Origin of the sequence: Dongia deserti (genome assembly GCF_003574735.1) — a bacterium.
Taxonomy (GTDB): domain Bacteria; phylum Pseudomonadota; class Alphaproteobacteria; order Dongiales; family Dongiaceae; genus Dongia_A; species Dongia_A deserti.
Genome location: NZ_QORW01000002.1, coordinates 192321 through 217690 on the forward strand (window position 1 = coordinate 192321; position 25370 = coordinate 217690).

Here is a 25370-nt window from a genome sequence, read left to right on the forward strand (position 1 = left end):
CGCGTCACACGCCCAGCACGTCGTGCAGCTGCGCCATGCGGCTCTCCAGCTCGCCGACCGGGAAATCGGCGATCACCCGGCCATGCTCCATCAGGTAGAAGCGGTCGGCGATCCGGCTCGCGAAGCGGAAATTCTGCTCCACCAGCAGGATCGTCATGCCACGGCTCTTGAGCGTTCCCAGCAACTCTCCGATGCGCTGCACGATCACGGGTGCCAAGCCCTCGGTGGGCTCGTCGAGCAGCAGGGTTCTGGCGCCGGTGCGCAGCATGCGCGCGATCGCCAGCATCTGTTGCTCGCCGCCCGAGAGCTTGCCGCCCGGGCTCTTTCGCCGTTCCTTGAGGTTGGGGAACAAGCCGAAAATCTCCTCGACGCTCATGCCGCCCGAGGCGACGACCGGCGGGAGCGCCAAATTCTCGTCTACCGTCAAGCTTGCGAAGATGCCGCGCTCTTCCGGGACGAATCCGATTCCGGCATGGGCAGTGCGATGCAGCGGCAGGCGCATCAGGTCCTTGCCCTCGAAGGCGATCCGCCCGGTCCGTTTGCGGATGAGGCCCATGATGGCGCGCAGCGTCGTGGTCTTGCCGACGCCGTTGCGACCCAGCAAAGTGACGGTCTCGCCGGCATGGACCTCGAGCGTCACGCCGTGCAGCGCGTGGCTCTCGCCGTACCAGGCGTGAACGTCGCGCAATTCCAGCAATGGCGCCGCGTCAGACATGCTGCGTCCCCATATAGGCGGTGCGCACGCGCTCATCCTGGCTGACGGTCCGGTAGTCGCCGGCAGCCAGGACTTCGCCGCGCTGAAGCACCGTGATCCAATCACAGAGATCGGCGACCACGTCGAGATTGTGCTCCACCATCAGCACGGCACGGTCCTTCGCCACCGAGCGGATGATCTCGGTGACCGTCCCGACATCCTCGTGCCCCATGCCGGCTGTCGGTTCGTCGAGCAGCAGCACCTTGGGATCGAGCGCCAGGGTGGTGGCGATCTCGAGCACGCGCTTGCGGCCATAGGAGAGATCGCCGGCAAGCTGGCTGCGCGCATCCTCCAGTCCCACGGAGCGCAACAGCTCTTCCGCGCGCGGCGTCAACGCATTCAGGACCTGCAGCGAGCGCCAGAATTGGACGTGCAAGCCGCGCCGCCGCTGGAGGGCAACACGCACATTGTCCAGCACCGTCAGATGCGGGAAGATCGCCGAGATCTGGAACGAACGCGCCAGCCCCATGCGCGCCACCTTGGCCGGCGGCGTGTGCGTGATGTCCTGACCTAACAGCTCTATCCGCCCGGCGCTCGGCGGCAGAAACCTGGTGAGCAGGTTGAAGACCGTCGTCTTGCCGGCGCCGTTCGGCCCGATCAGTGCATGGATCCCGCCGTGATGGACATCGAGATCCACGTTATTGACCGCGACGAAGCCCTGGAAATCACGCCTGAGGCCGCGGGCGGAGAGGACCACCCGCGGCACATCATTGACCGCTGACATCCCGGCCGCCGTCAGTCGACCAGTGGGCAACCGCTCTCCTCGGGCTTGATGTAGGCCTCGTCGCCGGGGATGGTGGCGAGAACCTTGTAGTAGTCCCACGGCTGCTTGCTCTCGGAAGGCTTCTTCACCTCCATCAGATACATGTCGTGGATCATGCGGCCGTTCGGCCCGACCTTGCCGCCATGTGCGAAGATGTCATCGACCGGCATCGCGTGCAGCTCTTCGGAGACCGCTTCGGTCTCGTCGGTTCCTGATTTGTCAATCGCCTTCAGGTATTGCGTCACCGCGGAATAGGTGCCCGCCTGAACCATGTTGGGCATGCGGCCGGTGCGCTCCATGTAGCGCTTGGACCACTCGCGTGACTCATCGTTGCGGTCCCAGTAGAAGCCCTCGGTCAGCGTCAATCCCTGTGCCGCCTCAAGACCGAGTCCGTGCACCTCGGCCAGCGTGAAGAGCAGCGCCGCCAGGCGCTGGCCGCCCGCGACGATGCCGAACTCCGCGGCCTGCTTGATGGAATTGGCAGTATCGAGGCCGGCATTGGCAAGCCCGATGACCTTGGCGCCGGAGGCCTGCGCCTGCAGCAGGAACGAGGAATAATCGGTGGTCGCGAGCGGATGGCGCACCGAGCCCAGCACCTTGCCACCCTGCGCTTTGACGAAATTCGAGGTCTGCTCCTCAAGCGAATAGCCGAAAGCATAATCCGCCGTGAGGAAGTACCACGTATCGCCGCCCTGCTTCACCAAGGCGCCGCCCGTGCCGACGGCGAGAGAATGGGTGTCATAGGCCCAGTGGAATCCATAGGGCGAGCAGGCCTTGCCGGTCAGGTCCGTGGTGGCGGCGCCCGTGACGATGTCGATCTTCTTCTTCTCCGCGGAAATACCCTGGACGGCGAGCGCCACCGAGGAGGTCGTCAGCTCCATGATCGCATCGACCTGTTCGGTGTCGTACCACTGGCGGGCAATGTTGGCGGCGATGTCCGGCTTGTTCTGGTGGTCGGCGCTGATGACTTCGATGGTCGCGCCTTGCACCTTGCCACCGAAATCCTCCACGGCCATCTTAGCGGCCTCGACCGACCATTTGCCGCCGAAGTCGGCGTAGACACCGGACTGGTCGTTCAGGATACCGATCTTGACCTTGCCGTCGGAAATCTCGGCAGCGAAGGCAGGGGCTGCGGCGGCAGCCAACAGGGCAGCCGACATGAGATATGTCAGTTTCACGAGCCAATTCCTCCCTTGTGGCCAACCATCGAGAGAATATCGACAGAGGCCTGCGACGGCCTTTTTGGCCGACTGGATATAAGTCTTCAAAAAGACGAAGCGTTCCCCTGGAAATGCGCCCCGCCATGCAGCATCGCGCCCGCAGCTGGGCCCGGGCGTGACCGTTGAATGCTATCGTGTGGCGCGAACGCGCTTCAATGTCGACCTAGGTCGGAAGCCACCTACATAGGCGGTTGCCCCCGAAAGACCATCCCGTGCGCGCGGATTTGATCAGCCGGGCACAAGGGAGTGCGCTGGTGTGCTGCGCGCGCGTTTCGTCGCTACCTTCTTGGCGCTTTACTCTTGCGACCTCAGCGCCTATGGCTCTGTCCGCAGTCGGGCTGACTGCGTCGTCTTCCCCGCTCTATCAGTCGCCAGGTCCATCTCCGAATGCTCCCGCGCCATCTCGCCCTTATGCTGCTGGTGCAGCTGCTCTGGGGCGTCAACTTCGCGGTCGCCAAGTTCGGCCTCGATCACTTTGCGCCGATCTTTTTCGTGGCACTCAGGTTCAGCCTCGTCGCGGTGCTCCTGGTATTCGTCGTCGGCCTGCCCAAGCGCGCCATGATGAAGCAGCTGTTGCCGCTCTCCGCCACCATGGGCGTCATGCATTTCACCCTGATCTTCCTCGGCATGCGGGATTTGGATGCGGCCACCAGCTCCATCGCCGTGCAGCTGCAAACGCCGTTCGCCGCGATCATGGCGGCGTTCTTTTTCGGCGAGAAGCTCGGCTGGCGGCGCGTCCTCGGCATGATTGTCGCCTTCGCGGGCGTGACCCTGATCGCCGGAGAGCCGCGGTTTTCGGATAATCCCTGGCCGTTGATGGCGGTGATCGCGGCCGCTTTGGTGTGGGCCGCCGGCAATATCCAGGTGAAGGCGCTGGGTGATTCGATCGATGCCGTCACGCTCAACGGCTGGATCGCGATCCTGGCGGCGCCGCAGCTCCTGATCGCGTCCTGGCTGATCGAGGGGCCGCAGTGGGTGCACATCCCGGAGGTGACCTGGGTCGGCTGGGGCGCTCTCCTGTTCCAGGCGGTGGTGATCGCCATCTTCACCTACTGGATTTGGTACAACATGATGCGCCGGTATCCTGTGAACCAGGTCATGCCCTTCACCCTGCTGCTGCCGATGATCGGGGTCGCCGCCGGCGCCCTGATGCGCGGCGAAGAGATCACCTGGCAAATGCTCGTAGGCGGCTTGGCGACAATCGCCGGCGTCGGCATTATCGTGCTGCGCCGGCCGACCGTGGCGGCGCCCGCCACCAAGACCGGAATCTAACCAGAGACATCATGACCGACAGTTTGGCGATCGAAGAGCTGCCATCCCCCAATTGCGACGAAAGGCCGGCCGGGCAGAAAGTCGACATCCTGCTGCTGCACTATACCGGCATGCCGGATGCGAGCCAGGCCTTGCGGCGCCTACGCGATCCCCAGGCGAAGGTGAGCGCGCATTACGTGATCGACGAAGCTGGCAAGATCTATCGCATGGTGCCGGAAGAGAAGCGTGCCTGGCATGCGGGTATCAGCGCCTGGAAGGGCGAGCGTGACATCAATGCGCGCTCCATCGGGATCGAGATCGTCAACACCGGACACGAGTTCGGCTATCGCCAGTTCCAGCTGGAGCAGATGGATGCGCTGGTGGCACTGGCCAAGGACATCAAGACGCGTCACGACATCCCGCTGGAGCGCGTGCTGGGCCACTCCGACGTGGCGCCGCTGCGCAAGCAGGATCCGGGCGAGCTCTTCGACTGGTACCGTTTGGCGGTCGAGGGGATCGCGATCTGGCCGATACCCAAGCTAGTGGACTGGACGGACGAGCAGTTCTTTCAGGCGCTGGCGGCATTCGGCTACGATCTGAGTGGGCCGCCGAAGGCGAATGTCGACCCGCAGGTCGCGCGCCGCGCCGCGTGCGTCGCCTTTTGCCGGCACTTCCGGCCCGCCGTCCTGCGACCGACGCCGGACCCCGAGATGAAGATCATTCTCGCCGGTTTGGTTGACAAGCCGGCCGCGCAATCCTAGCTAACAGCTGTGCCAGACGGCCGGATGGCCGCTGCTCCTGCGGCTTGTACGCAGGGGTGGAGGAAAGTCCGGGCTCCACGGAAGGACGGTGCCGGGTAACGCCCGGCGGGAGCGATCCTAGGGACAGTGCCACAGAGAACAGACCGCCGCGGCTGCTTTCGAGCGCTGCGGTAAGGGTGAAACGGTGCGGTAAGAGCGCACCGCGGTTCCGGTAACGGCGCCGGCACGGCAAACCCCACCGGGAGCAAGACCAGATAGGAGAATGGGGCCGGGCAACCGGCCCAGGTGCCTTTCCGCACCAGATTCTCGGGTAGGTCGCGCGAGGCGTCCGGCGACGGGCGTCCCAGAGGAATGGCCATCCAGGGGCGGCAACGCCCTGGACAGAACCCGGCTTACAGGCCGTCTGGCACCCGTTAACATATTGATCTGATTTGCTTGACGGCCGAGCGGCAAGACGCCATGACCGCGCAGCTTGAAACCGCCTGTTCCCGTCTTGTTCATGGGCAAAACTTGCCTCAAATCCCGACCTCTGCGGGACCAGCTTGAGTCCCGGTGTGAGCGCCCGTGTGTAAACACTTGTTAACATTGTCTTCTCACGTCGTGTTGATCTTCACGAATTCTCAAAAATCCAAGATTTTCCAGAGAGTTACGGTCCAATCCCATTGACGCCCATGCTATCCCATGATATCCCACTATCCACAGACTTACTCCCATGTCTGACCGGGCGTGATTTGGGGCGCGCCCATGGCGGGGATGGGCCGACCGGCGCGTCGGGTGGAAAGACCTCCTCGGGTGGCATTGGGACGCCCGGGCAGGGTCAAGGGGCGAGCTCGAGACGTCATGGCAGTGTTCATCGACACATTCGTGAACAAGATCGACCGGAAGGGCCGGGTGTCCGTCCCGGCGACCTTTCGTGCTGCCCTCGCCGAGCAGCCGTTCCAGGGCATCGTCGCCTTCCCCTCCTTCCAGCTGAACGCGCTGCACTGCGCCGGCATGGATTGGATGCAGTCGCTCATTGACAGCACGCAGAACGTCGATCTGTTCTCGCAAGAGCATGATGAACTGACGGCAGCGTTGTTTGCCGATGCGAAGCAACTGCCATTCGATGGCGAGGGGCGCATCATGCTGCCCGAAGCTCTGTGCGCGCATGCGAAGCTGACCGAGTCGGCCGCGTTCGCAGGCCGCGGCAAATACTTCGAGATCTGGGAACCGCAGGCGCTCGAGGCCTACAAGGCGGAGGCCCGCAAGCGCGCGGCGGAGAAGCAGCGCACCTTACGCCAGCACGTCTCCGATCAGGGGAGCGGCAAATGACCGCGGCGGCGATGGACAGCACGCCGCATCGCCCCGTTCTGCTGACGGAAGTGATCGAGGCGCTCTCACCCCGCGACGGCGCCATCTACGTCGACGGCACGTTCGGCGCGGGCGGCTACAGCCGCGCGCTGCTGGACGCGGCGCAGTGCACCGTGTGGGCGATCGACCGTGATCCCGACGCGGTGAAAGGTGCAGCCCCCCTGCTCGACCGCTATGCCGGGCGCCTGCACATCGTGCAGGGCCGTTTCGGCGACATGTTCGACCTGTTGAGCGCGCGCGGTGTCGCCGCCGTGCAGGGCGTCGCGCTCGATCTTGGCGTCTCTTCGATGCAGTTCGACCAGGCGGAGCGCGGTTTCTCCTTCCGCTTCGAAGGTCCGCTCGACATGCGCATGGAGCGCGCCGGCAAGAGCGCAGCGGATCTGGTGAACGAACTGGCGGAGCGGCCGCTCGCCGACCTTATCTTCACCTTCGGCGAAGAGAAGAAGGCGCGCCGCATCGCCAAGGCGATCGTCGGCGCCCGCGCCCTGGCGCCGATCAGCACCACACAGCACCTGGCGGAGATCGTGCGGCGCGCCATCGGCGCGAGCCATGAGCGCATCGATCCCGCAACGCGCACCTTCCAGGCACTGCGCATTGCGGTGAATGATGAAATGGGCGAGATCGATCGCGGGCTCGCCGCAGCGGAACGCCTCCTGGCGCTCGGCGGGCGGATGGCCGTGGTCTCGTTCCATTCGCTGGAAGACCGGCGCGTAAAGCAGTTCCTGCGCGATCGCGCCGGACGCAACCCGAAAGCCTCGCGCCACCTGCCGATGCAGCGCAGCGAAGCCAAGCCGACCTTACGCCTGATCGCGCCCGGCGGCATCGAGCCCGGCGCAGACGAAGTCAGGACGAATCCTCGCGCCCGCTCCGCGCGGCTGCGCGTGGCCGAGCGCACCGATGCACCGTTGGAGGCTGCGGCATGATCCGGATCAGCGCCATCGTCTGGGTGGTCGTTCTGGCTCTGCTCGGCATCGGCCTGTTCCAGGTCAAATACAACGTGCAGAGTCAAGAGCGCGAGCTGCGCGAGGTGCGCCGCCAGATCGAGGCGAACTATGCCGCCATCCACGTGCTCGAGGCGGAGTGGAGCTATCTCAACGATCCGTTGCGCCTCGCCGATCTCGCACGCCGCCACACCGAGCTGGTGCCGACCACGCCCGGTCAGATCAGCGATTTCGCCAGCCTGCCGCTGCGCATCGAGGACGTGCCGGCATCACCCGACCAACCGGCCGAGCCGCAGCCGCCGTTGATCTCCAGCGCGCCGCAAGCACCCGTGCCGATGCTGCAGGTGAAAGCCACCGACAAGCCGGCCCAAGAGCAGCCGGCCGCAAAGCCGACACAGCAGGCGAAACAGGAACCGCAGCCGCTGAAGCCGAAGGATGAGCAAGCCGAGGCCGATGCCATGATCGACGCCATCCTGGCCGACATGGAGAAAGCGCAGAGCGAGCAGTCGGGAGGCGCGCAATGACGCGCCGCCCCGCACCTGATCTGGTCGCGCAACGACCGCAGCCGGTCATCAATCCGATGACGCTGGAGATGGAACCCGACGGGCCGCGCAAGCGCGCGCTCGAGGTGAGCCACAGCCGCGTGCTGCTGGGCGCCAGCTTGTTTGCGGTGGTATTCCTGGTCATCGCTGCGCGCCTGGTTGCCATCACCGTGCTGCCCGATGGAGCCGACAGTGCTGCGGTGGCGCCGGTCAAGACCAAGACCGCCGACCGCGCCGACATCGTGGACCGCAACGGCGTGGTGCTGGCGACCAGCCTTACCACCGCTTCCCTCTATGCCAACCCCAGGCAGGTGCAGAACCCCGACGAAGCGGCGCAGCTGCTGAATTCGGTCCTGCCGGACCTCAACATCGCCTCGACTGCCGCCAAGCTGGACACCGACCGCGGCTTCATCTGGCTGAAGCGAGACCTCACGCCGCGCCAGCAGCTGGCGGTTAATCGCTTGGGCCTGCCCGGTATCTACTTCCAGGCCGAGAGCAAGCGGGTCTATCCTCAAGGCAACCTCACTGCGCATCTGGTCGGCTTCACGGATGTGGACAGCCGCGGCCTCGCCGGCGTCGAGCGGTCGTTCGACGATCTGCTGCAGAGCGGCGATCGGCCGCTGCAGCTTTCCATCGATGTCCGTGTGCAGCACATCCTGCATGAGGAGCTGAACCGCGCTATCGTCGACTTCAACGGCATCGGCGGCGCGGGCATCATCATCGATTTGAAGAGCGGCGAAGTATTGGCGATGATCTCGCTGCCCGATTTCGATCCGGCGCGGCCGGGCGAAGCCATCGAGGATGCGCGCTTTGATCGCGCGACGCTCGGGCTCTACGAAATGGGCTCGGTCTTCAAGATCTTCAACACGGCGATCGCGCTCGACAGCGGAACGGTCACCCTGGCCGACGGCTTCGATGCCACCAAGCCGATCCGCATCGGCGGCCACAGCATCAACGACTACAAGGGCAAGCACCGGTTCCTGACGATCCCGGAGATCTTCACCTATTCCTCCAACATCGGCTCGGCGAAGATGGCCGACCTTTTCGGAGCTGAGGTCCAGCAAGCCTACCTGAAGCGCTTCGGCCTGATGGACAAGTCGCCGATTGAGCTGTCGGAGGTCGGGGAGCCGTTCTATCCCTCGCCGAAGAACTGGAAGCGCATCAACACCATGACCGTCTCCTACGGTCACGGCATTTCGATCAATGCGATGCAGCTCATCACTGCGGTCGGCGCCGTCGTCAATGACGGCATCCTGCGCGAGCCGACCCTGCTCAAGCGGAACCTTGGAGAATTACCGGAAGGCACGCGGGTGGTGAGCCGGCAGACCTCGGAACAACTGCGCCAACTGATGCGTTTGGTGGTGCAGATCGGCACCGGAAAAAAGGCGAATGCGCCGGGCTACCTGGTGGGCGGCAAGACCGGCACCGCCGACAAGCAGAAGGGTCGCGGCTACGCCGCCAATACGCGCCTGGCTTCCTTCGTCGCCGCCTTCCCGATGAACGATCCCCGCTTCGCGATCCTGGCCATGGTCGACGAACCGAAGCCCAACGCCAGCAGTCACGGCTATGCCACCGCCGGCTGGGTGACCGCGCCGGTCGTCGGCGCCGTCGTGCAGCGCATCGCCCCGCTCTATGGCCTGAAGCCGCTTCCGGATGACGCGCTGGAAGCGCAGAATCCGCTGGTCGGCATGGTGGCCGACTACGATTCGCCATCCGCAAAAAAGGCGCAATCGGCGCTCAAACAAGCGGTTGCACCGGCACCGATTCCGTTCGGCGCCGCTGCCGCACCGACCCCATTGAACGTGTCGGCGCAACCGATTTCCATTCCGGAGGCGCCGCTTGAGGCTGAATGATTTGATTCTCGGCATCGACGATGTGCGCCTGCAAGCTGGCGACGCAACGGTCGATGTGCGGGACCTGGCACTCGATTCGCGCCGGGTGAGGGCCGGCGCGCTGTTCGCCGCGCTGCCGGGCACCAAGCTCGACGGGCGTGCGTTCGTCGCCGACGCAGCCAAGGCCGGTGCCTCTGTCATCCTTGCGCCGGCGGGCAGCATCTTCGCCGATCTGCCGAAGGATGTTGCTGTCCTGACCGCACAGGAGCCGCGGCGCGCGCTGGCCTTGCTTGCTGCCCGCTTCTTCAGCAACCAGCCGCATTGCATCGCCGCCGTTACCGGCACCGGCGGCAAGACCTCGACCGTCGCCTTCGCACGCCAGCTCTGGACCTTGGAAGGTCGGGAGGCGGCGAGCATCGGCACCCTCGGCATCATCTCGCGCACCCTGAATGATCCCGGCTCCTTGACCACGCCCGATCCGATCGCCTTGCACCGTCTGCTGGCCCAGCTTGCCGACGGCGGCATCACCCATCTGGCGATGGAAGCATCGAGCCACGGGCTCGATCAGTACCGGCTGGACGGCGTGAAAGTGGCCGCCGCCGCCTTCACCAACCTGTCGCAGGATCACCTCGACTATCATGCGGACATGGCCAGCTACTTTGAGGCCAAGCTGCGCCTGTTCTCCGGTCTGCTGCCGGAGGGCGGCACGGCGGTTGTGAACCTGAAGCTCGAACAGGCCCAGAGCGTGATCGATGTCGCGCGCAAGCGCCGGCAGCGGCTGATCACCTTCGGCGGTGGCGATGCCGACATCCGCCTGTTGAAGCAGACGCCGACTCCGCAGGGCCAGTTGCTGGAGCTCAGCCTGTTCGGCGCCCATCACGTGGCGGAGTTCCCGGTGGCGGGCGCCTTCCAGGCGGAGAACCTGCTGGCCGCCCTCGGCCTCATCATCGGCAGCGGATCGGATGTCAACAAGATCGCCGGCCTGATCGGCAGCCTCACCGGCGTGCCGGGCCGCATCGAACACGTCGCGGATACGCCGGCCGGCGGCGCTGTCTATGTCGATTACGCGCACAAGCCCGGCGCGCTCGAGGCCGTCCTCACCACGCTGCGCCCGCACGCGGTGCGCCAGCTGGCCGTGGTGTTCGGCTGCGGCGGCGATCGCGATCGCGGCAAGCGGCCGATGATGGGCGAGATCGCCACGCGCCTTGCCGACCGCGTCATCATCACCGACGACAATCCGCGCAGCGAAGCGCCCGCCGCGATCCGCGCCGAGATCCTGGCCAAGGCGCCGGGCGCGATCGAGGTTGGCGACCGCGCCGAGGCGATCCGCGTCGCCATGAGCGAACTCAAGCGCGGCGACCTCCTGGTGATCGCCGGCAAGGGGCATGAGACGTATCAGATCGTCGGCGATAAGACCTATCCGTTCGACGATGCCGAAGTGGCGCGCCAGATCGCGGCCGAGCTGGGCGGCGCGCCGGTGAGGTTGGTGCGATGAGCGCGCTCTGGACATCCGCCGAAATTGCCGCCTCTGTTGCCGGCCAGGCTTCCAGCGACTTCGCCGCGACGGGTGTGTCGATCGATTCCCGCAGCCTGGAGAGCGGCGATTTGTTCATCGCGCTGCAGGGCCCGACCTTTGACGGGCACGATTTCGCGGCCGCCGCCTTGCAGCACGGCGCGTCCGGCGCGCTCATTCATCGGCGTCCTGCCAACCTGCCTGCCAACGCGCCGGTGATCGAAGTCATTGACACCATGAAGGCGCTGGAGGATCTGGGCCGTGCCGCGCGCGCCAGGACCGAAGCCAAGGTGGCCGCCGTCACCGGCAGCGTCGGCAAGACCAGCACCAAGGAAGCGCTGCGCTCCGTGCTGTCGCTGTTCGCGCCGACCTTCGCCAGCGCCGGCAACCTCAACAACCAGTGGGGCGCGCCGCTCAGCCTCTCTCGCATGCCGCGCGACACGCGCTATGGCGTGTTCGAGCTCGGCATGAACCATGCCGGCGAGATCTCGCCCCTGTCGCAGATGGTGCGGCCGCATGTCGCCATCATCACCGCGGTCGAGCCGGTCCATATCGAGTTCTTCGCCTCGGTCGAAGAAATCGCCGATGCTAAGGCCGAGATCTTCGATGGCCTGATGCCCGGCGGCGCGGCTGTATTGCCGTTCGATAACCCGCATTTCGATCGGCTCGAGGCCAAGGCCCGCCGCATGGGCGCACGCATTCTGACCTTCGGCGCCAAGGAAGGCGCCTGGGCAAGGCTGATCGATTGCCAGATCTTGCCCGACGGCAACGAGGTGACGGCGGAGGTCGGCGGCAAGCGCCTGCGCTATCGCATGGCGGCACCGGGCAAGCATCTCGCGCTCAATTCCGTCGCTGTGCTGGCGGCCGCCTTCGCCTTCGAACTCGACCTTGACCAGGCGCTGCCAGGCCTCACCGCGGTGCGGGCCCTGAAGGGCCGCGGCAAGCGCGAGCATCTCCGCATTCCAGGCGGCGACATCGAGTTGATCGACGAAGGCTACAATGCCAGCCCCGCCTCGGTGCGCGCCGCGCTTAATCTGCTCGGCACTTTGCCGACGGCGTTCGGCGGCCGGCGCATCGCCGTCCTGGGCGACATGCGCGAGCTGGGCGCTGCGGCTCCGCAACTTCATCGCGACCTGGCGCCAGACCTGACGGCGGCCAAGGTCGACCTTGCCTTCCTGGTCGGTCCGCACATGCGGGGGCTCTACGACTTGCTGCCCGACACGATGAAGGGGGCCCATCGTGCGGCCTCGGACGAAATGGTGCAGCCGCTCATCGGTGCGCTGAAAGCGGGCGATACGGTTCTGATCAAGGGATCGCTCGGCACGCGCATGGCGCCCCTGGTGGAGGCGGTGCGCAGCCTTGGTTCCGGCGCAGGCGAGAGGACCGGCAACGGTCAGTAAGGGGGAAATCAGGGGATGCTGTTCAATCTGCTGGCACCTTTGTCCGACGAGCTCAATCCGCTCAACCTCTTCCGCTACCAGACGTTCCGCAGCGGCAGCGCCATCATATTCGCCTTCTTCCTGACCCTGCTGATCGGTCCGCGCATCATCAATTGGCTCAAGTTCAAGCAGCGCGAAGGCCAGCCGATCCGCGAAGATGGGCCGGAATCCCACCTGCTGACCAAGAAGGGCACGCCCACCATGGGCGGCCTGATGTTTCTGATCTCCGCCTGCCTCACCACCATCCTGTGGGCCGACGTCAGCAATCCCTATGTGTGGGTGGTGCTTCTCGTCACGATCGGCTACGGCGCGATCGGCTTCGGCGACGATTTCCTGAAGCTCACCAAGCGCAACACCAAGGGGCTTCCCGGCCGCTTCAAGCTGCTGGCGCAATTCGCGATCGGCGCGGTGGCGAGCGCGATCGTGATCTGGGTTGCGCCCGAACCGCTTTCCACCGGCCTGGCCGTGCCTTTCTTCAAGGAAGTGCTGATTCCGCTGGGCTGGTTCTTCCTGCCGTTCGCGACCCTGGTGATGATGGGCTCCTCGAACGCGGTCAATCTGACCGATGGGCTCGACGGTCTCGCCATCGTGCCGGTCATGATGGCGGCGGCGAGCCTCGGTTTCATTGCCTATTTCGCCGGCAACGCCAATTTCGCGGACTACCTGCAGCTGCACCACGTGGTGGGCGCGGGCGAACTCGCCGTGTTCTGCGGTGCCTTGTGCGGCGCCGGCCTCGGCTTCCTGTGGTTCAACGCGCCGCCGGCCATGGTGTTCATGGGCGACACCGGCTCGCTCAGCATGGGCGGCGCGCTCGGCGCCATCGCGGTGATCGCCAAGCACGAGCTGGTGCTCGCCATCATCGGCGGCGTGTTCGTGCTGGAGACGGTGTCGGTCATCGTGCAGGTGATCTCGTTCAAGACCACCGGCCGGCGCGTGTTCCGCATGGCGCCGCTGCATCACCACTTCGAGAAAAAGGGTTGGGCCGAGCCCACCATCGTCATCCGATTCTGGATCATCGCCGCCGTGCTGGCGCTGATCGGTCTGTCCACCTTGAAACTGCGATAGGAACGCGCGCGCTCGTGCCACAGCCCATCCGCATCCCCGACGTCGCAGGCAAGGTCGTTGCCCTGCTCGGCCTCGGCCGGACGGGCAGCGCAACCGCGGCCGCGCTCGAAGCGAGCGGCGCGATTGTGTGGGCGTGGGACGACAACGAGCAGGCGCGTGCCGCGCTACCAACCGACATGATCGTCGACCTCGCTAAGGCCAATTGGTCGCGGCCCGAGATGCTGGTAATGAGCCCCGGCATTCCGCACACGCATCCCGCGCCCCATCCGGTCGCGGCGCTGGCGAAGGAAGCGGGCAAGCCACTTCTTGGTGACATCGAGTTGCTCTATCGCGCGACGCCGCGGCAGCGTTATGTCGGCGTCACCGGCACCAACGGCAAGTCCACCACGACGACCCTGATCGCGCACATCCTGCGCCAGGGCGGCAAACATGTGGCGGTCGGTGGCAATCTCGGTGCTGCAGCTTTGTCACTGGAACCGCTGCCGGGCGACGGCATTTACGTGCTCGAGCTCAGCTCATACCAGCTCGAGCTCACACCGACGCCGATTTGTGACGTCGCGATCCTTTTGAACGTTACGCCGGACCACCTGTCCCGTCACGGCGGGATGGATGGCTACATCGACGCCAAGGCTCTGATCCTGCGTCCGAAAGGTCGTGGAAGTATCGGTGTCCTTGGCGTCGATGACCAACCCTGCCGCGACCTCTTCGCGAGGTTGCAGGACGGCGGCCGCAAGCTCATCCCCATCTCGGTCGAGCGCGAAGCTGCTGGCGGCGTCGATGCGGTGAACGGTGTGCTGATCGACCGCACCGGCAAGCAGCCGGAGCACGTGCTCGATCTCAAGTCCATCGCGACGCTACCGGGCAGCCACAATTGGCAGAATGCAGCGGCGGCCTACGTCGCTGCGAAGGCGATGGGCCTCGATCGCGCCGCGATCGTCGCGGGTCTTCAGAGCTATCCCGGCCTCGCGCACCGGCAGGAACTGATCGCGACCGTCGCCGGCGTGCGCTATGTCAACGACAGCAAGGCGACCAATGCCGACGCGGCGGCGAAGGCGCTCGCCTGCTACGAGAACATCCACTGGATCATCGGCGGCCGCGCCAAGGAAGGTGGCCTCGCGGGGCTCGATCCTCTCTATCGGCGCGTGCGTCACGCCTACATCATCGGCGAGTGCGCCAACGATTTCGCGAAGCAGCTGCGCGGCAAGCTGCCTTTCACCCAGTGCGGGACGTTGGACAAGGCCGTCGCCGCTGCGCATGGCGATGCCAAGACAGGCGCCGTGGTGCTGCTCTCGCCCGCCTGCGCCTCGTGGGACCAGTATCCGAACTTCGAAGCGCGCGGCGATCATTTCCGCCAGCTGGTTCTGGCCCTCGGCGGAAGGGGGGCGGCATGACGAACTTCACGCGCGCCGATCGCTCCGTTGTCGGTTTGTGGTGGTGGACCGTCGATCGCTGGACGCTCGCGACCGTCGGCGCGCTGATGTTCATGGGCGCGATCCTGGTGCTGGCCGCCAGTCCCGCGGTCGCCACGCGCATCGGCCTCGACAGCTTCCACATGGTGCGCCAGCACTATGTGATGCTGCCGGTCGCGTTCGCGGTGGTGGTTGGCGTCTCCATGCTGTCGCCGAAGCAGGTGCGACGCCTCGGTGTGCTGCTGTTCCTGCTGTTCCTCGGGCTCACCTCTCTCACGCTCGTCTACGGCACCGAGATCAAGGGTGCGACGCGCTGGATCTCGGTCGGGCCGTTCTCACTGCAGCCGTCCGAGTTCCTGAAGCCGACCTTCGCCATCTTCGCCGCCTGGATGTTCTCGCTGAAGATGAGCGAGCAGCGCGTGCCGGGCAACCTGATCGCCATTTTGGCTTTCGCGCTGGTGGTCTCGGTGCTGCTACGTCAGCCGGATCTCGGCATGACGGCCGTCATCACGGCCACCTGGTTCGCGCAATTCTTCGTCGCCGGTCTGCCCTTCATCTGGGTGATCCTGTTCGCCGGCCTTGGCGTCGCGGGCCTCGTTGGCTCCTACTTCATGTTCTATCACGTGCGCGAGCGCGTCGATCAGTTCCTGAAGGGCACCGGCGATTCCTATCAGATCGACCGCGCGCTGGAGGCGTTCCAGAACGGTGGCCTATACGGCCGCGGTCCGGGCGAAGGCTCGGTCAAGATGGTGCTGCCCGACGCGCATTCCGACTTCATCTTCGCGGTCGCGGGCGAGGAGTTCGGCCTGATCGTCTGCCTGCTCCTGGTCGCCTGCTTCGCCTTCATCGTGCTGCGCGCGCTCTCGCGCATGGTCTCCGAGCACAACATGTTCGTGCTGCTGGGCGTCACGGGACTTGCCACCGGTTTCGGGCTGCAGGCCGTCATCAACATGGCATCCAGCCTGCACCTGATGCCGACCAAGGGCATGACCCTGCCCTTCATCTCCTATGGCGGTTCTTCGATCATCGCCATCGCACTCGGCGTCGGCATGCTGCTCGCGCTGACCCGCAAGCGCTTCCCGGGGAGCCTCGATACATGACGGCGCCCCGCATCCTGCTCGCGGCTGGCGGCACCGGCGGCCACATGTTCCCGGCGGAAGCGCTGGCGCGCGCATTGCTGGGGCGCGGTCTTGCCGTCGACCTCGCGACCGACGAGCGTGGCGGGGGCTTCGGCGATCGGCTACCCGAGGTGAAGGTTCATCGCATCGCGTCCGGCGGCGTTGCCGGTAAGGGAACGCTGACGCGGCTGCGCAACTTCGTCCGCCTTGGCTTGGGATTCATGCAGGCACGCAGCCTGCTGCGTCAGCTGCGACCGGCCGTGGTGGTCGGCTTCGGCGGCTATCCGTCCATTCCGCCGCTTTCCGCCGCCCACCGCGGCAAGATCCCGACGCTCCTTCATGAGCAGAATGCCGTGATGGGGCGCGCCAACCGTTTCCTCGCCAAGCGCGCCGCGCGCCTGGCCCTGAGCTTCGAGCAGGTGCAGTTCGCGGACTCGGTGCCGGCCGCGCGCCGTACCGTCACTGGAAACCCGGTGCGGCCGAAGATCTCCGCCATCGGCGATACGCCGTACGTCGCGCCGCGCGCGGGCGAGAAGGTCCGCCTGTTCGTGATGGGCGGCTCGCTCGGCGCACGGGTGTTCGGCCGAGCGGTGCCGGAGGCCGTCGCATTGCTGCCTCAGGAGCTGCGCAACCGCCTCTCCATCACGCAGCAGGCGCGCGCCGAAGATCTGGCGCAGGCTGAGGCGGATTATCGTGCGCTGGGCCTGACCGTGGAGCTAAAGCCGTTCTTCGACGACGTGCCGCAGCGCCTGCGTGACGCGCACCTGCTGGTCACGCGCGCCGGCGCATCCACGTTCGCGGAGCTCACCGCCGCCGGGCGTCCCGCAATCCTGGTGCCATTGCCCAATTCCATCGACGATCATCAGATGGCGAACGCCCGTGCGTTGGAATCGGCAGGCGGCGGATGGCTGCTGCCGGAGAGCACGCTCTCGGCGTCGTCGCTGGCGAAGATCCTGCAAGAGGTGCTGGCCGATCCCGCCCGCCTGGAGAAGGCGGCGGCGGCGGCCAAGAGCCTCGGCAAGCGCGATGCCGCCGACCGGCTTGCCGGCCTCGTCATCGATCTGCTGCCGCAGGATGCGCGCGCTCAGTTGAGGGAGGGATCGCACTGATGCGCAGCCTTCCTCTCGACATCGGCGTCATCCATTTCGTCGGCATCGGCGGCATCGGCATGAGCGGCATCGCCGAGATTCTGCACAATCTCGGCTACAAGGTACGCGGCAGCGACCTCAACGAGTCCTACGTCACCAAGCGCCTGCGCGATCTCAAGCTCCCGGTGGAGATTGGCCACCGGCCCGAGAACCTGGCGGATGCCGAGGTCGTGGTCATTTCCTCCGCGGTCAAGCCGGACAATCCGGAAGTGATTGCCGCGCGCGCCAAGCTGTTGCCGGTGGTGCGGCGGGCCGAGATGCTGGCCGAGCTGATGCGCCTCAAATGGTCTGTGGCGGTCGGCGGCACCCACGGCAAGACCACCACCACCTCCATGGTCGCGGCGCTGATTGATGCGGCGGGGCTCGACCCCACGGTCATCAACGGCGGCATCATCAACAACTATGGCACCAACGCGCGGCTCGGCGCCGGCGACTGGATGGTGGTCGAAGCGGACGAATCCGACGGTACCTTCGTGAAGCTGCCGGCCGTCATCACCATCGTCACCAACATGGATCCCGAGCACCTCGACCATTACGGCTCGGTCGAGGCGATGAACCGCGCCTACGAGGATTTCGTCCACAACATCCCGTTCTACGGCTTTGCGGTGCTGTGCATTGACCATCCGGTCGTGCAGGCGATGATCCCGCGCCTCTCGGACCGGCGCGTCATCACCTACGGTTTCTCGCCCCAGGCCGACGTGCGCGCCGTTGATCTGCGCCTCGATCCGTCGGGTAGCACCTACAATGTCGTGATCAACGACCGATTCCGCGAGGTCACCAGCCGGATCGATGACGTGCACCTGCCGATGGTCGGGCAGCACAATGTGCAGAACAGCCTGGCCGCCGTCGCCGTCGCCTACGAGATGCGCGTCGGCGAAGACGTGATCCGCAAGGGCTTCACCGGTTTCGGCGGCGTCAAGCGCCGCTTCAGTCGCACGGGCGAGGCGAACGGCGTCACGGTAATCGACGATTACGGGCACCACCCCGTGGAGATCGCCGCCGTGCTGAAGGCCGCGCGTCAGGCGATGCAGGGCAAGGTCATCGCCGTGGTGCAGCCGCATCGCTACTCGCGCCTCAGCAATCTGTTCGAGGATTTCTGCACCTGCTTCAACGACGCCGACATGGTGCTGGTGGCCGACGTCTATCCCGCCGGCGAGCAACCGATCGAAGGCGTCAGCGGCGAGGCGTTGGCCGAGGGCCTGCGGGCGCGCGGCCATCGCCATGTCGAGCATCTCAAGGATCCGAAGGAGCTGGCGAAGATCGTGGCACCGATTGCGGCGCCGGGTGACCTCGTCGTCTGCCTCGGCGCTGGCAGCATCACCTACTGGGCGCAGGCCCTGCCCGCCGAGCTGCAGGCGATTTATGGGGCGAAAGCATGAGAGCGGCCATGGCAGTTGCTGACACACCGCTGATCGATCGCCTGCCTCAAGTGCGGGGCCGTCTGAGCGCGGGCTCGGCCCTGTCTGCCGTGACGTGGTTCCGCGTCGGCGGCCCCGCCGACGTCTTGTTCAGGCCGGCCGATGTCGAAGATCTCGCGCACTTCCTGAAGCACAAGCCCAACGACGTGCCGGTGATGGTGATCGGCGTCGGCTCCAACCTGTTGGTACGCGACGGCGGCATCGAGGGCGTGGTGATCCGGCTCGGCCGCGGCTTCACCGACATCCGCGCCAACGGCACCACGATCGAGGCCGGCGCCGGCGCGCTCGACCTCAACGCAGCACTCTCCGCGCGCGATGCCGGGATCGGCGGGCTCGAGTTCCTGTCGGGTATTCCAGGCACCATCGGAGGTGCCTTGCGCATGAATGCCGGCGCCTACGAATGCGATGTCTCGCAGATCTTCCAGCATGCCGATGCGCTCGACGCAAAAGGCACGCTGCATCGCCTGGGCAAAGCGGAGATGGGCTTCACCTACCGCCACTGCGCAGTGCCGGAGGACTGGATTTTCGTCGCCGGCGCGTTCACCGGTCACGCGGATGATCCGAAGGCCATCCACGCGCGCATCCAGGAGATCCAGACGAAGCGCGAAGAGACGCAGCCAATCCGTTCCCGCACCGGCGGCAGCACCTTCGTCAATCCCACAGGCCACAAGGCCTGGAAGCTTATCGACGAGGCCGGCTGCCGTGGCCTGCGCAAGGGCGGCGCCATTGTGTCGGAGAAGCACTGCAATTTCCTCATCAACACCGGCGATGCAAATGCCGCCGACATCGAATCGCTCGGCGAGGAAGTGCGTCGCCGCGTGCGCGACAGGAGCGGCGTGGAGTTGGCCTGGGAAATCAAGCGCATCGGGCGCCCGGCGGCGCGGGCGCGCATCGCGAATGGAGAGGAAGAATGAAGCGCGTTTCGGTCCTGATGGGCGGCCCGTCGGCGGAGCGCGAGGTCTCGCTGAACAGCGGCGCCAATTGCGCGGCGGCCCTCAAGGAGGCCGGCTACAAGGTCGCTACCATCGACGTGACGCGCGATGTCCCGGCGCTGATCAAGGCGATCAAGGCGCAGAAGCCGGACGTCATCTTCAACGCGCTGCACGGCCGCTGGGGCGAAGACGGCAACATCCAGGGCATCCTCAATTTCATCGGTATTCCCTACACGCATTCCGGGTTGATGGCCTCGGCGATCGCGATGGACAAGCCGATGGCCAAGCGGCTGTTCGCCGATGTCGGCCTGCGCTGCCCCAAGGGCGTGCTGCTGCACAAGTCGCAGGTCTTGAAGGGCGATCCGCTGCCGCGTCCGTACGTCGTGAAGCCGGCCAACGAAGGCTCCAGCGTCGGCGTGCAGATCATCAAGCAGAGCGACAATGCGCGGCCGTTTGACGGCATCGAGTGGCCGTACGGCGAATATGTGCTGGCGGAGGAGTTCATCCAGGGCCGCGAGTTCACGGTTGGGGTGATGGGCGACCGCGCCATGACCGTCACCGAGCTCAAGCCCGACACAGGCTTCTACGACTACGCTCACAAATACACGAGTGGGCTCACGGTGCATCTGTGCCCGGCGCCGCTGCGCGAAGATATCGCTGCGGAAGCGATGCGCACGGCTCTGGTGGCGCATCAGACCTTGGGCTGCCGCGGCGTGACACGGTGCGACTTCCGTTACGACGACAGCAACGGCGACGACATCAACAAGCTGTATCTGCTGGAGATCAACACCCAGCCCGGCATGACCGCTTTGTCGCTGGTGCCGGAGCAGGCCAAGCACCTTGGCATCTCCTATCCCGAGCTCGTGTCCTGGATGGTGGAGCACGCCGCATGCGACGCCTAGAAGCCCCGGCGGTCAGAATCGCGCGCGGCCGCGGCAATCCAGCGGCGGCACGCAACGTCGTGCCGCCACGCAAGCGGCCGCAGCCTGCGTGGCTGCGCTGGGTCATCCGCTTCGGCATCGGCTTCGGCACCTGCGCCGCGCTGGGCGGCGGCCTGCTGTGGGGCGTCGAGTCCGGCTGGCTGCAGCGCCAATGGACCGCGGTGGCCGATGTCGCGCTGGAAGCGACGGCGGATGCCGGGCTCAACCTGCAGATCGTAGAAGTCCACGGCCGCGGCGAGACCAAGCAAGCGGACATCGTCGCCGCCCTGGGCGCCCCGCGCGGCGCGCCGCTGCTGGGGCTCGACATCGATGCCATGCGCGAACGCCTGATCGCCCTGCCCTGGATCGTGTCGGCGGAGATTGAACGACGCTATCCCGACCGCCTGCTGGTCACGGTGGAGGAAGCGGAGCCGATGGCGCTGTGGCAGCGCAGCCAGAAGCTGTTCCTGGTCAGCCGCGCCGGCAAGGTGATCGAGACTGCCGACCTCGCGAAATATTCCAAGCTGCTGGTGATCGTGGGCGACAACGCCCCCACCCATGCCGAAGCCCTGTTCGACCTGCTGGCACGCGAGCCGCAGCTCAGGGAGCGGGTCACCGCCGCCGTGTTCGTCGGCAAGCGGCGCTGGAACCTGCGTTTCGACAACGGCACCGACGTGAAGCTGCCGGAGGACAATCCGGCGTCGGCTTGGTCGCGCTTCGCAGCGCTGCAGAAGCAACACGGCCTCCTGGAAAAGGACGTGCGCATCATCGACCTGCGCCTGCCCGATCAGGTGGTGGTGCGGCGCGCGCACCCAGACCTGCCTGACGATTCCAAAGCCCCTGGGGGCGACAAGCCAAAGGACAAGGCAACATGATCAAAAAGACGCGCGTCGCACCGCGCAATGGCTTGATCGCCGCACTCGACATCGGCACCAGCAAGATCTGCTGCTTCATCGCGCGCATCGCGGAGGACGGCCGGCCGAGCATCGCCGGGATCGGGCACCAGATCTCCCGCGGGGTGCGTAACGGCGCCATCATCGACATGGAGCAGGCCGAGCTCGCGCTGCGCACCACCGTCCATGCGGCCGAGCAGATGGCGGGCGACACCATCCAGGATGTCGTGATCAACCTCTCCGGCGGCTATCCGGCCTCCCAGACGATCGGAGTCGAGGTGCCGATCTCCGGCCGCGAGGTGGCGGACCACGACCTGCACCGTGTGCTGATGCAGGGCGCCCAGGTCCAAGGGGCTGTCGACCGGCGGCTCATCCACTCGATCCCGGTCAGCTATTCGATCGACGGGTCCAAGGGGATTCGCGACCCGCGCGGCATGTTCGCCGAAAAGCTTGGCGTCGACATGCATGTGGTGACGGCGGCGGCCGGCGCGGTGAAGAACCTCACCACCTGCGTCGCGCGCTGCCATTTGGAGCCGCGCGCGATCGTGGTGTCGCCTTATGCCGCCGGCCTCGCCTCTCTGGTCGATGACGAAATGGACCTTGGCGTCACGGTCATCGACATGGGTGCCGGTACTACTTCCCTCGCCGTCTTCTTCGACGGTCACGTGGTCTACACCGACTCCGTTCCCATCGGCGGCGGTCACGTCACCAACGACATCGCGCGCGGGCTCTCGACCCCACTGGCGCATGCCGAGCGCATCAAGACGCTCTACGGCAACTGCATCGCGACGCCGGCGGATGAGCGCGAGATCATCCACGTGCCGCAGGTCGGCGAAGAGGAAACCGGCATCGCCAATCAAATTCCCCGATCAATTCTGATCGGCATCGTCCAACCGCGACTTGAAGAGACGTTCGAGCTCGTTCGCTCTCGACTCGAATCGAGCGGCTTTGACAAGATCGCAGGACGGCGCGTCGTCTTGACGGGGGGCGCCAGTCAGCTGAGTGGTGTGAGAGAGCTCGCTGCCCTGGTGCTCGACAAGCAAGTGCGCATGGGTCGGCCGATCCGGGTCCATGGATTGGCCGACGCGACCGGCGGTCCAGCGTTCGCGACGGGAGCCGGTCTCCTCACATTTGCGCTTGAAGGCGAATCCCAACAGCCAAGATCGGCGCGCGGCAGCGAAGCCCATGCATCGGGTTTCCTGGGGCGAATCGGTTTGTGGCTGAAGGAGAACTTCTGACCACCAACCTTGAAAAAATGGAGGCACCTCATGACTCTTAACCTCTCGTTACCCCAGGATCCGTTCGACATCCGGCCGAAGATCACGGTCGTCGGTGTCGGCGGCGCCGGCGGCAACGCAGTCAACAATATGATTCGCTCCAAGCTGGAGGGAGTCGACTTCCTGGTCGCCAATACCGACGCCCAGGCTTTGCAGCAGAGCCAGTGCGAGCGGCGCATCCAGCTCGGCTCCACCGTGACAAAGGGATTGGGCGCGGGCGCGCGGCCCGATGTCGGCCGCATGGCTGCCGAGGAGGCGGTGCGCGACATCGCCGAGCAGCTCGCCGGCTCCAACATGGTGTTCATCACGGCGGGCATGGGCGGCGGCACCGGCACGGGCGCAGGCCCCGTCGTCGCTCAGATCGCCCGGGAGCAGGGCATCCTGACCGTCGGCGTGGTGACCAAGCCCTTCCATTTCGAAGGCTCCCACCGCATGCGCATGGCGGAGTCCGGGATCACGGAGCTGCAGAGCTATGTCGACACGCTGATCATCATCCCGAACCAGAATCTGTTCCGCATCGCCAACGAGAAGACCACCTTCGCCGACGCCTTCAAGATGGCGGACGAGGTGCTCTATTCCGGCGTGCGGGGCGTCACCGACCTGATGGTGATGCCGGGCCTCATCAATCTCGATTTCGCCGACATCCGGGCGGTGATGAGCGAGATGGGCAAGGCCATGATGGGCACCGGCGAGGCCTCCGGCGACAACCGCGCGATCGCGGCCGCCGAGGCGGCGATCTCCAACCCGCTGCTGGACGAGATCAGCATGAAGGGCGCGCGCGGCGTCCTCATCAACATCACCGGTGGCATGGACATGACCCTGTTCGAGGTTGACGAGGCGGCCAACCGCATCCGCGACGAGGTCGACCCGGACGCCAACATCATCTTCGGCTCGACCTTCGACCAGACGCTCGAGGGCCGGATTCGCATCTCGGTGGTAGCGACTGGCATCGATGCCCAGGCCGTCACGCAGCCGCGTCCGGGCGCGAACCTCAGCTTGGTGCCACGTACCGTGCCGGTGATGACGCAGCCCGGCGGTGATGTTGGCGATCGCGCGGTCGCGCGCACCGAAACCGGCTTCACCCCTGCGGCGGCTTCGCCAATGGCAGCTCACGCCGTCGCACCTCAGGCACGCCCCGCCGCCGGCTTCGGCATGGTCACCACGCCCAAGGTCGCGCAGCCGACCATGAGCACTGGCCAGCAGCAACCGATGACGCATCCGACGATGGGTGCCACCGCGTTGCAGGCGCAGCCCGCGCGTCAACCCATCCTGAAGGATGAGATGGCGGCGCTGGATCGCCTGATCGCACGTCCGGTGGCGCGAGTCGAGCGCCCGATCGACGATAAGCCCTTCATGGCGCCGCCGGCGAGCGAACCGGCGACGCGCATGCAGCCGCAGGTCGCCGAGCCGGTGGTTCCGCAAGCCCGGGCACCGCAGCCGGAGTCCGCGCCGGCCCCACAAGCTGCAGCGCCGGCGCAAGCGTCATCGATGCAGATGCCGTCACCGCAGGCACCGGCCGTGCAGCCGCCGAACCTAACGGTCGATCCGCCGCATGCCGAGCAGCGGCGGCGCGCGCCGAGCCTGTTCGAGAAGGTGACCAGCCGTCTGACCGGTCAGCCAACGCCTAAGGCGCCACCCGCACCGCAGGCCCCACGGCCACAGGCGGAACGCCAGAGCGACCGGAGGGCCGAGCCGGTCCTGAGCCAGCCGCAGCTGCAGCTGGACCCGGCCGACCGCATGTCGCTCAGCCGGCAGGAGGAGGACATGCTGGACATCCCGGCCTTCCTCCGGCGGCAGGCCAATTGACGGCGTGACGTGACGTGTCCGGGCTGGTGACCGCCGCATCCTCCGCAGCGTTCACCGGCCCCTCTGAGGTAGCCTCGACTTGGCCCGAAATCCGGTTCGCCCGGGTTTCGGGCTCTTTGTTTTTCAAGGACTTGAGAAGCTTGAGCGGACCTTGCCCGACCTCTATAGTCAGCCCCGCATTTGGGGAAGGAAGCAGCAGAATTATGGGTTTTCGGATGCCTGGTCTCTTGAGGAGTGTCGCTCTGTGCGCCGGGCTGGCGATCGCGCTGGCCGCCTGCGCTAGCGAGGAGCCTGAGATTCCCGAGCAGCCGGCGGAGGTGCTCTACACCAACGCCCTCAACGCGCTGGAGGAGGGCCGCGCGCCCCAGGCCGCGCGCATGTTCGAGGAGGTGGAGCGCCAGCATCCCTATTCCTCCTGGGCAACCCAGGCGCTGATCATGGCCGCCTACTCCTATTATCTGATGGACGACTACGACAGCGCGATCCCGGCGCTTGAGAACTTCATCCAGCTGCACCCCGGCAACCGCAACGCCGCGTACGCCTTTTATCTGCGCGCCCTCTGCTACTACGAGCAGATCGCCGACGTGACACGCGACCAGGGCAATACCGAGGAGGCGCAGCGCGCGCTGAGCGACGTGGTGGCGCGCTTCCCCAACACGCCTTACGCCCGCGACGCCAGCCTGAAGCTCGACCTGGTGCGCGATCACCTCGCCGGCAAGGAGATGGAAATCGGACGCTATTATCTGCAGCGCGACATGTTCCTGGCCGCGATCAACCGCTTCCGCACAGTGGTGGAGCGCTACCAGACCACGACCCATGTGCCCGAGGCCCTGCACCGCCTGGTGGAGGCTTATCTTTCTCTTGGCATCACCGACGAGGCGCAGGCGGCAGGTGCGGTACTCGGTTATAATTATCCGGGCAGTGCGTGGTACCTGGATTCCTATGCATTGCTGGCATCACGCAACCTCCAGCCGGAGGAACCCGACGAGGGCTCCTGGCTGCAAGGCGCCTTCTAACC

22 protein-coding genes and 1 other RNA gene are annotated in these 25370 nt (G+C 65.9%); 20 read left to right on the plus strand and 3 right to left on the minus strand.

The features are described 5' to 3' along the window. Positions 1-4 precede the first annotated feature (4 nt). The 3 genes from DTX69_RS03925 to DTX69_RS03935 are packed head-to-tail and all read right to left on the minus strand — an operon-like array spanning position 5 to position 2677. Positions 5-715 (minus strand): ABC transporter ATP-binding protein, encoded by a 711-nt coding sequence (locus tag DTX69_RS03925; protein ID WP_119300199.1) that lies wholly within the window; start codon positions 713-715, stop codon positions 5-7. Then, positions 708-1478, minus strand: coding sequence for an ABC transporter ATP-binding protein (locus tag DTX69_RS03930; RefSeq protein ID WP_119300200.1), 771 nt, complete (start codon positions 1476-1478; stop codon positions 708-710). The genes DTX69_RS03925 and DTX69_RS03930 overlap by 8 nt, the downstream gene beginning before the upstream one ends. 11 nt (positions 1479-1489) lie before the next feature. Continuing rightward, entirely contained in the window at positions 1490-2677 is a 1188-nt protein-coding gene (locus DTX69_RS03935; protein ID WP_284735555.1) for an ABC transporter substrate-binding protein, read from the minus strand. Between the two features lie 447 nt (positions 2678-3124). On the opposite strand from DTX69_RS03935, the gene DTX69_RS03940 reads away from it, so the two are divergent. From DTX69_RS03940 to DTX69_RS04035, 20 genes are all read left to right on the plus strand, one after another. Continuing rightward, the gene (locus DTX69_RS03940) at positions 3125-4009 is read left to right on the plus strand and encodes a DMT family transporter (protein ID WP_119300202.1); all 885 of its coding nucleotides are present in this window, start codon (positions 3125-3127) and stop codon (positions 4007-4009) included. Positions 4010-4020: 11 nt separating this feature from the next. Next, a complete protein-coding gene (locus DTX69_RS03945) occupies positions 4021-4749 on the plus strand; it encodes an N-acetylmuramoyl-L-alanine amidase (RefSeq protein WP_119300203.1) in 729 nt (242 codons plus the stop codon). Positions 4750-4761: 12 nt separating this feature from the next. Then, positions 4762-5160, plus strand: an RNA gene (gene rnpB, locus DTX69_RS03950) — RNase P RNA component class A. 429 nt (positions 5161-5589) lie between these two features. Next, positions 5590-6060 (plus strand): division/cell wall cluster transcriptional repressor MraZ, encoded by a 471-nt coding sequence (gene mraZ, locus DTX69_RS03955; protein ID WP_119300204.1) that lies wholly within the window; start codon positions 5590-5592, stop codon positions 6058-6060. Next, positions 6057-7022, plus strand: a complete 966-nt coding sequence (rsmH, locus tag DTX69_RS03960) for a 16S rRNA (cytosine(1402)-N(4))-methyltransferase RsmH (RefSeq protein WP_284735532.1) — start codon at positions 6057-6059, stop codon at positions 7020-7022. The genes mraZ and rsmH overlap by 4 nt, the downstream gene beginning before the upstream one ends. Next, positions 7019-7564 (plus strand): cell division protein FtsL, encoded by a 546-nt coding sequence (gene ftsL / locus DTX69_RS03965; RefSeq protein ID WP_119300205.1) that lies wholly within the window; start codon positions 7019-7021, stop codon positions 7562-7564. Before rsmH ends, ftsL begins: the two co-directional genes overlap by 4 nt. Next, positions 7561-9435, plus strand: coding sequence for a peptidoglycan D,D-transpeptidase FtsI family protein (locus DTX69_RS03970; RefSeq protein WP_284735533.1), 1875 nt, complete (start codon positions 7561-7563; stop codon positions 9433-9435). Before ftsL ends, DTX69_RS03970 begins: the two co-directional genes overlap by 4 nt. Next, positions 9422-10909 carry a UDP-N-acetylmuramoyl-L-alanyl-D-glutamate--2,6-diaminopimelate ligase gene (locus DTX69_RS03975; RefSeq protein ID WP_119300206.1) on the plus strand — a complete coding sequence of 496 codons (1488 nt, stop codon included), beginning with the start codon at positions 9422-9424 and terminating at the stop codon, positions 10907-10909. Before DTX69_RS03970 ends, DTX69_RS03975 begins: the two co-directional genes overlap by 14 nt. Continuing rightward, positions 10906-12327, plus strand: coding sequence for a UDP-N-acetylmuramoylalanyl-D-glutamyl-2,6-diaminopimelate--D-alanyl-D-alanine ligase (locus DTX69_RS03980; protein WP_119300207.1), 1422 nt, complete (start codon positions 10906-10908; stop codon positions 12325-12327). Before DTX69_RS03975 ends, DTX69_RS03980 begins: the two co-directional genes overlap by 4 nt. A gap of 15 nt (positions 12328-12342) precedes the next feature. Beyond that, positions 12343-13431 carry a phospho-N-acetylmuramoyl-pentapeptide-transferase gene (gene mraY / locus DTX69_RS03985; protein ID WP_119300208.1) on the plus strand — a complete coding sequence of 363 codons (1089 nt, stop codon included), beginning with the start codon at positions 12343-12345 and terminating at the stop codon, positions 13429-13431. A 14-nt stretch (positions 13432-13445) separates the two neighbouring features. After that, a complete protein-coding gene (gene murD / locus DTX69_RS03990; RefSeq protein ID WP_119300209.1) occupies positions 13446-14822 on the plus strand; it encodes a UDP-N-acetylmuramoyl-L-alanine--D-glutamate ligase in 1377 nt (458 codons plus the stop codon). After that, the gene (locus DTX69_RS03995; RefSeq protein ID WP_119300210.1) at positions 14819-15940 is read left to right on the plus strand and encodes an FtsW/RodA/SpoVE family cell cycle protein; all 1122 of its coding nucleotides are present in this window, start codon (positions 14819-14821) and stop codon (positions 15938-15940) included. The genes murD and DTX69_RS03995 overlap by 4 nt, the downstream gene beginning before the upstream one ends. Next, entirely contained in the window at positions 15937-17067 is a 1131-nt protein-coding gene (gene murG, locus DTX69_RS04000) for an undecaprenyldiphospho-muramoylpentapeptide beta-N-acetylglucosaminyltransferase (protein ID WP_119300211.1), read from the plus strand. Before DTX69_RS03995 ends, murG begins: the two co-directional genes overlap by 4 nt. Continuing rightward, entirely contained in the window at positions 17067-18485 is a 1419-nt protein-coding gene (murC, locus tag DTX69_RS04005; RefSeq protein WP_119300212.1) for a UDP-N-acetylmuramate--L-alanine ligase, read from the plus strand. Before murG ends, murC begins: the two co-directional genes overlap by 1 nt. 8 nt (positions 18486-18493) lie before the next feature. After that, a complete protein-coding gene (gene murB, locus DTX69_RS04010) occupies positions 18494-19438 on the plus strand; it encodes a UDP-N-acetylmuramate dehydrogenase (protein ID WP_284735534.1) in 945 nt (314 codons plus the stop codon). Next, positions 19435-20358 carry a D-alanine--D-alanine ligase gene (locus DTX69_RS04015; RefSeq protein WP_119300214.1) on the plus strand — a complete coding sequence of 308 codons (924 nt, stop codon included), beginning with the start codon at positions 19435-19437 and terminating at the stop codon, positions 20356-20358. The genes murB and DTX69_RS04015 overlap by 4 nt, the downstream gene beginning before the upstream one ends. Next, the gene (locus DTX69_RS04020; protein WP_119300215.1) at positions 20346-21251 is read left to right on the plus strand and encodes a cell division protein FtsQ/DivIB; all 906 of its coding nucleotides are present in this window, start codon (positions 20346-20348) and stop codon (positions 21249-21251) included. Before DTX69_RS04015 ends, DTX69_RS04020 begins: the two co-directional genes overlap by 13 nt. Next, positions 21248-22507, plus strand: coding sequence for a cell division protein FtsA (gene ftsA / locus DTX69_RS04025; protein ID WP_119300216.1), 1260 nt, complete (start codon positions 21248-21250; stop codon positions 22505-22507). The genes DTX69_RS04020 and ftsA overlap by 4 nt, the downstream gene beginning before the upstream one ends. Positions 22508-22537: 30 nt before the next feature. Continuing rightward, entirely contained in the window at positions 22538-24352 is a 1815-nt protein-coding gene (gene ftsZ, locus DTX69_RS04030) for a cell division protein FtsZ (RefSeq protein ID WP_119300217.1), read from the plus strand. A gap of 227 nt (positions 24353-24579) precedes the next feature. Beyond that, positions 24580-25368 carry an outer membrane protein assembly factor BamD gene (locus DTX69_RS04035; protein ID WP_456073055.1) on the plus strand — a complete coding sequence of 263 codons (789 nt, stop codon included), beginning with the start codon at positions 24580-24582 and terminating at the stop codon, positions 25366-25368. Positions 25369-25370 lie beyond the last annotated feature (2 nt).

Coding starts and splice junctions, on each gene's coding strand:
- DTX69_RS04020 (WP_119300215.1), top strand. CDS start 20,346: ATGCGACGCCTAGAAGCCCCGGCGGTCAGAATCGCGCGCGGCCGCGGC.
- DTX69_RS03945 (WP_119300203.1), top strand. CDS start 4,021: ATGACCGACAGTTTGGCGATCGAAGAGCTGCCATCCCCCAATTGCGAC.
- ftsL (WP_119300205.1), top strand. CDS start 7,019: ATGATCCGGATCAGCGCCATCGTCTGGGTGGTCGTTCTGGCTCTGCTC.
- murB (WP_284735534.1), top strand. CDS start 18,494: ATGGCAGTTGCTGACACACCGCTGATCGATCGCCTGCCTCAAGTGCGG.
- DTX69_RS04015 (WP_119300214.1), top strand. CDS start 19,435: ATGAAGCGCGTTTCGGTCCTGATGGGCGGCCCGTCGGCGGAGCGCGAG.
- DTX69_RS03940 (WP_119300202.1), top strand. CDS start 3,125: ATGCTCCCGCGCCATCTCGCCCTTATGCTGCTGGTGCAGCTGCTCTGG.
- rsmH (WP_284735532.1), top strand. CDS start 6,057: ATGACCGCGGCGGCGATGGACAGCACGCCGCATCGCCCCGTTCTGCTG.
- mraZ (WP_119300204.1), top strand. CDS start 5,590: ATGGCAGTGTTCATCGACACATTCGTGAACAAGATCGACCGGAAGGGC.
- DTX69_RS03925 (WP_119300199.1), bottom strand. CDS start 715: ATGTCTGACGCGGCGCCATTGCTGGAATTGCGCGACGTTCACGCCTGG.
- murG (WP_119300211.1), top strand. CDS start 15,937: ATGACGGCGCCCCGCATCCTGCTCGCGGCTGGCGGCACCGGCGGCCAC.
- DTX69_RS03930 (WP_119300200.1), bottom strand. CDS start 1,478: ATGTCAGCGGTCAATGATGTGCCGCGGGTGGTCCTCTCCGCCCGCGGC.
- DTX69_RS03995 (WP_119300210.1), top strand. CDS start 14,819: ATGACGAACTTCACGCGCGCCGATCGCTCCGTTGTCGGTTTGTGGTGG.
- ftsZ (WP_119300217.1), top strand. CDS start 22,538: ATGACTCTTAACCTCTCGTTACCCCAGGATCCGTTCGACATCCGGCCG.
- DTX69_RS03935 (WP_284735555.1), bottom strand. CDS start 2,677: ATGTCGGCTGCCCTGTTGGCTGCCGCCGCAGCCCCTGCCTTCGCTGCC.
- DTX69_RS03980 (WP_119300207.1), top strand. CDS start 10,906: ATGAGCGCGCTCTGGACATCCGCCGAAATTGCCGCCTCTGTTGCCGGC.
- murC (WP_119300212.1), top strand. CDS start 17,067: ATGCGCAGCCTTCCTCTCGACATCGGCGTCATCCATTTCGTCGGCATC.
- ftsA (WP_119300216.1), top strand. CDS start 21,248: ATGATCAAAAAGACGCGCGTCGCACCGCGCAATGGCTTGATCGCCGCA.
- mraY (WP_119300208.1), top strand. CDS start 12,343: ATGCTGTTCAATCTGCTGGCACCTTTGTCCGACGAGCTCAATCCGCTC.
- DTX69_RS03970 (WP_284735533.1), top strand. CDS start 7,561: ATGACGCGCCGCCCCGCACCTGATCTGGTCGCGCAACGACCGCAGCCG.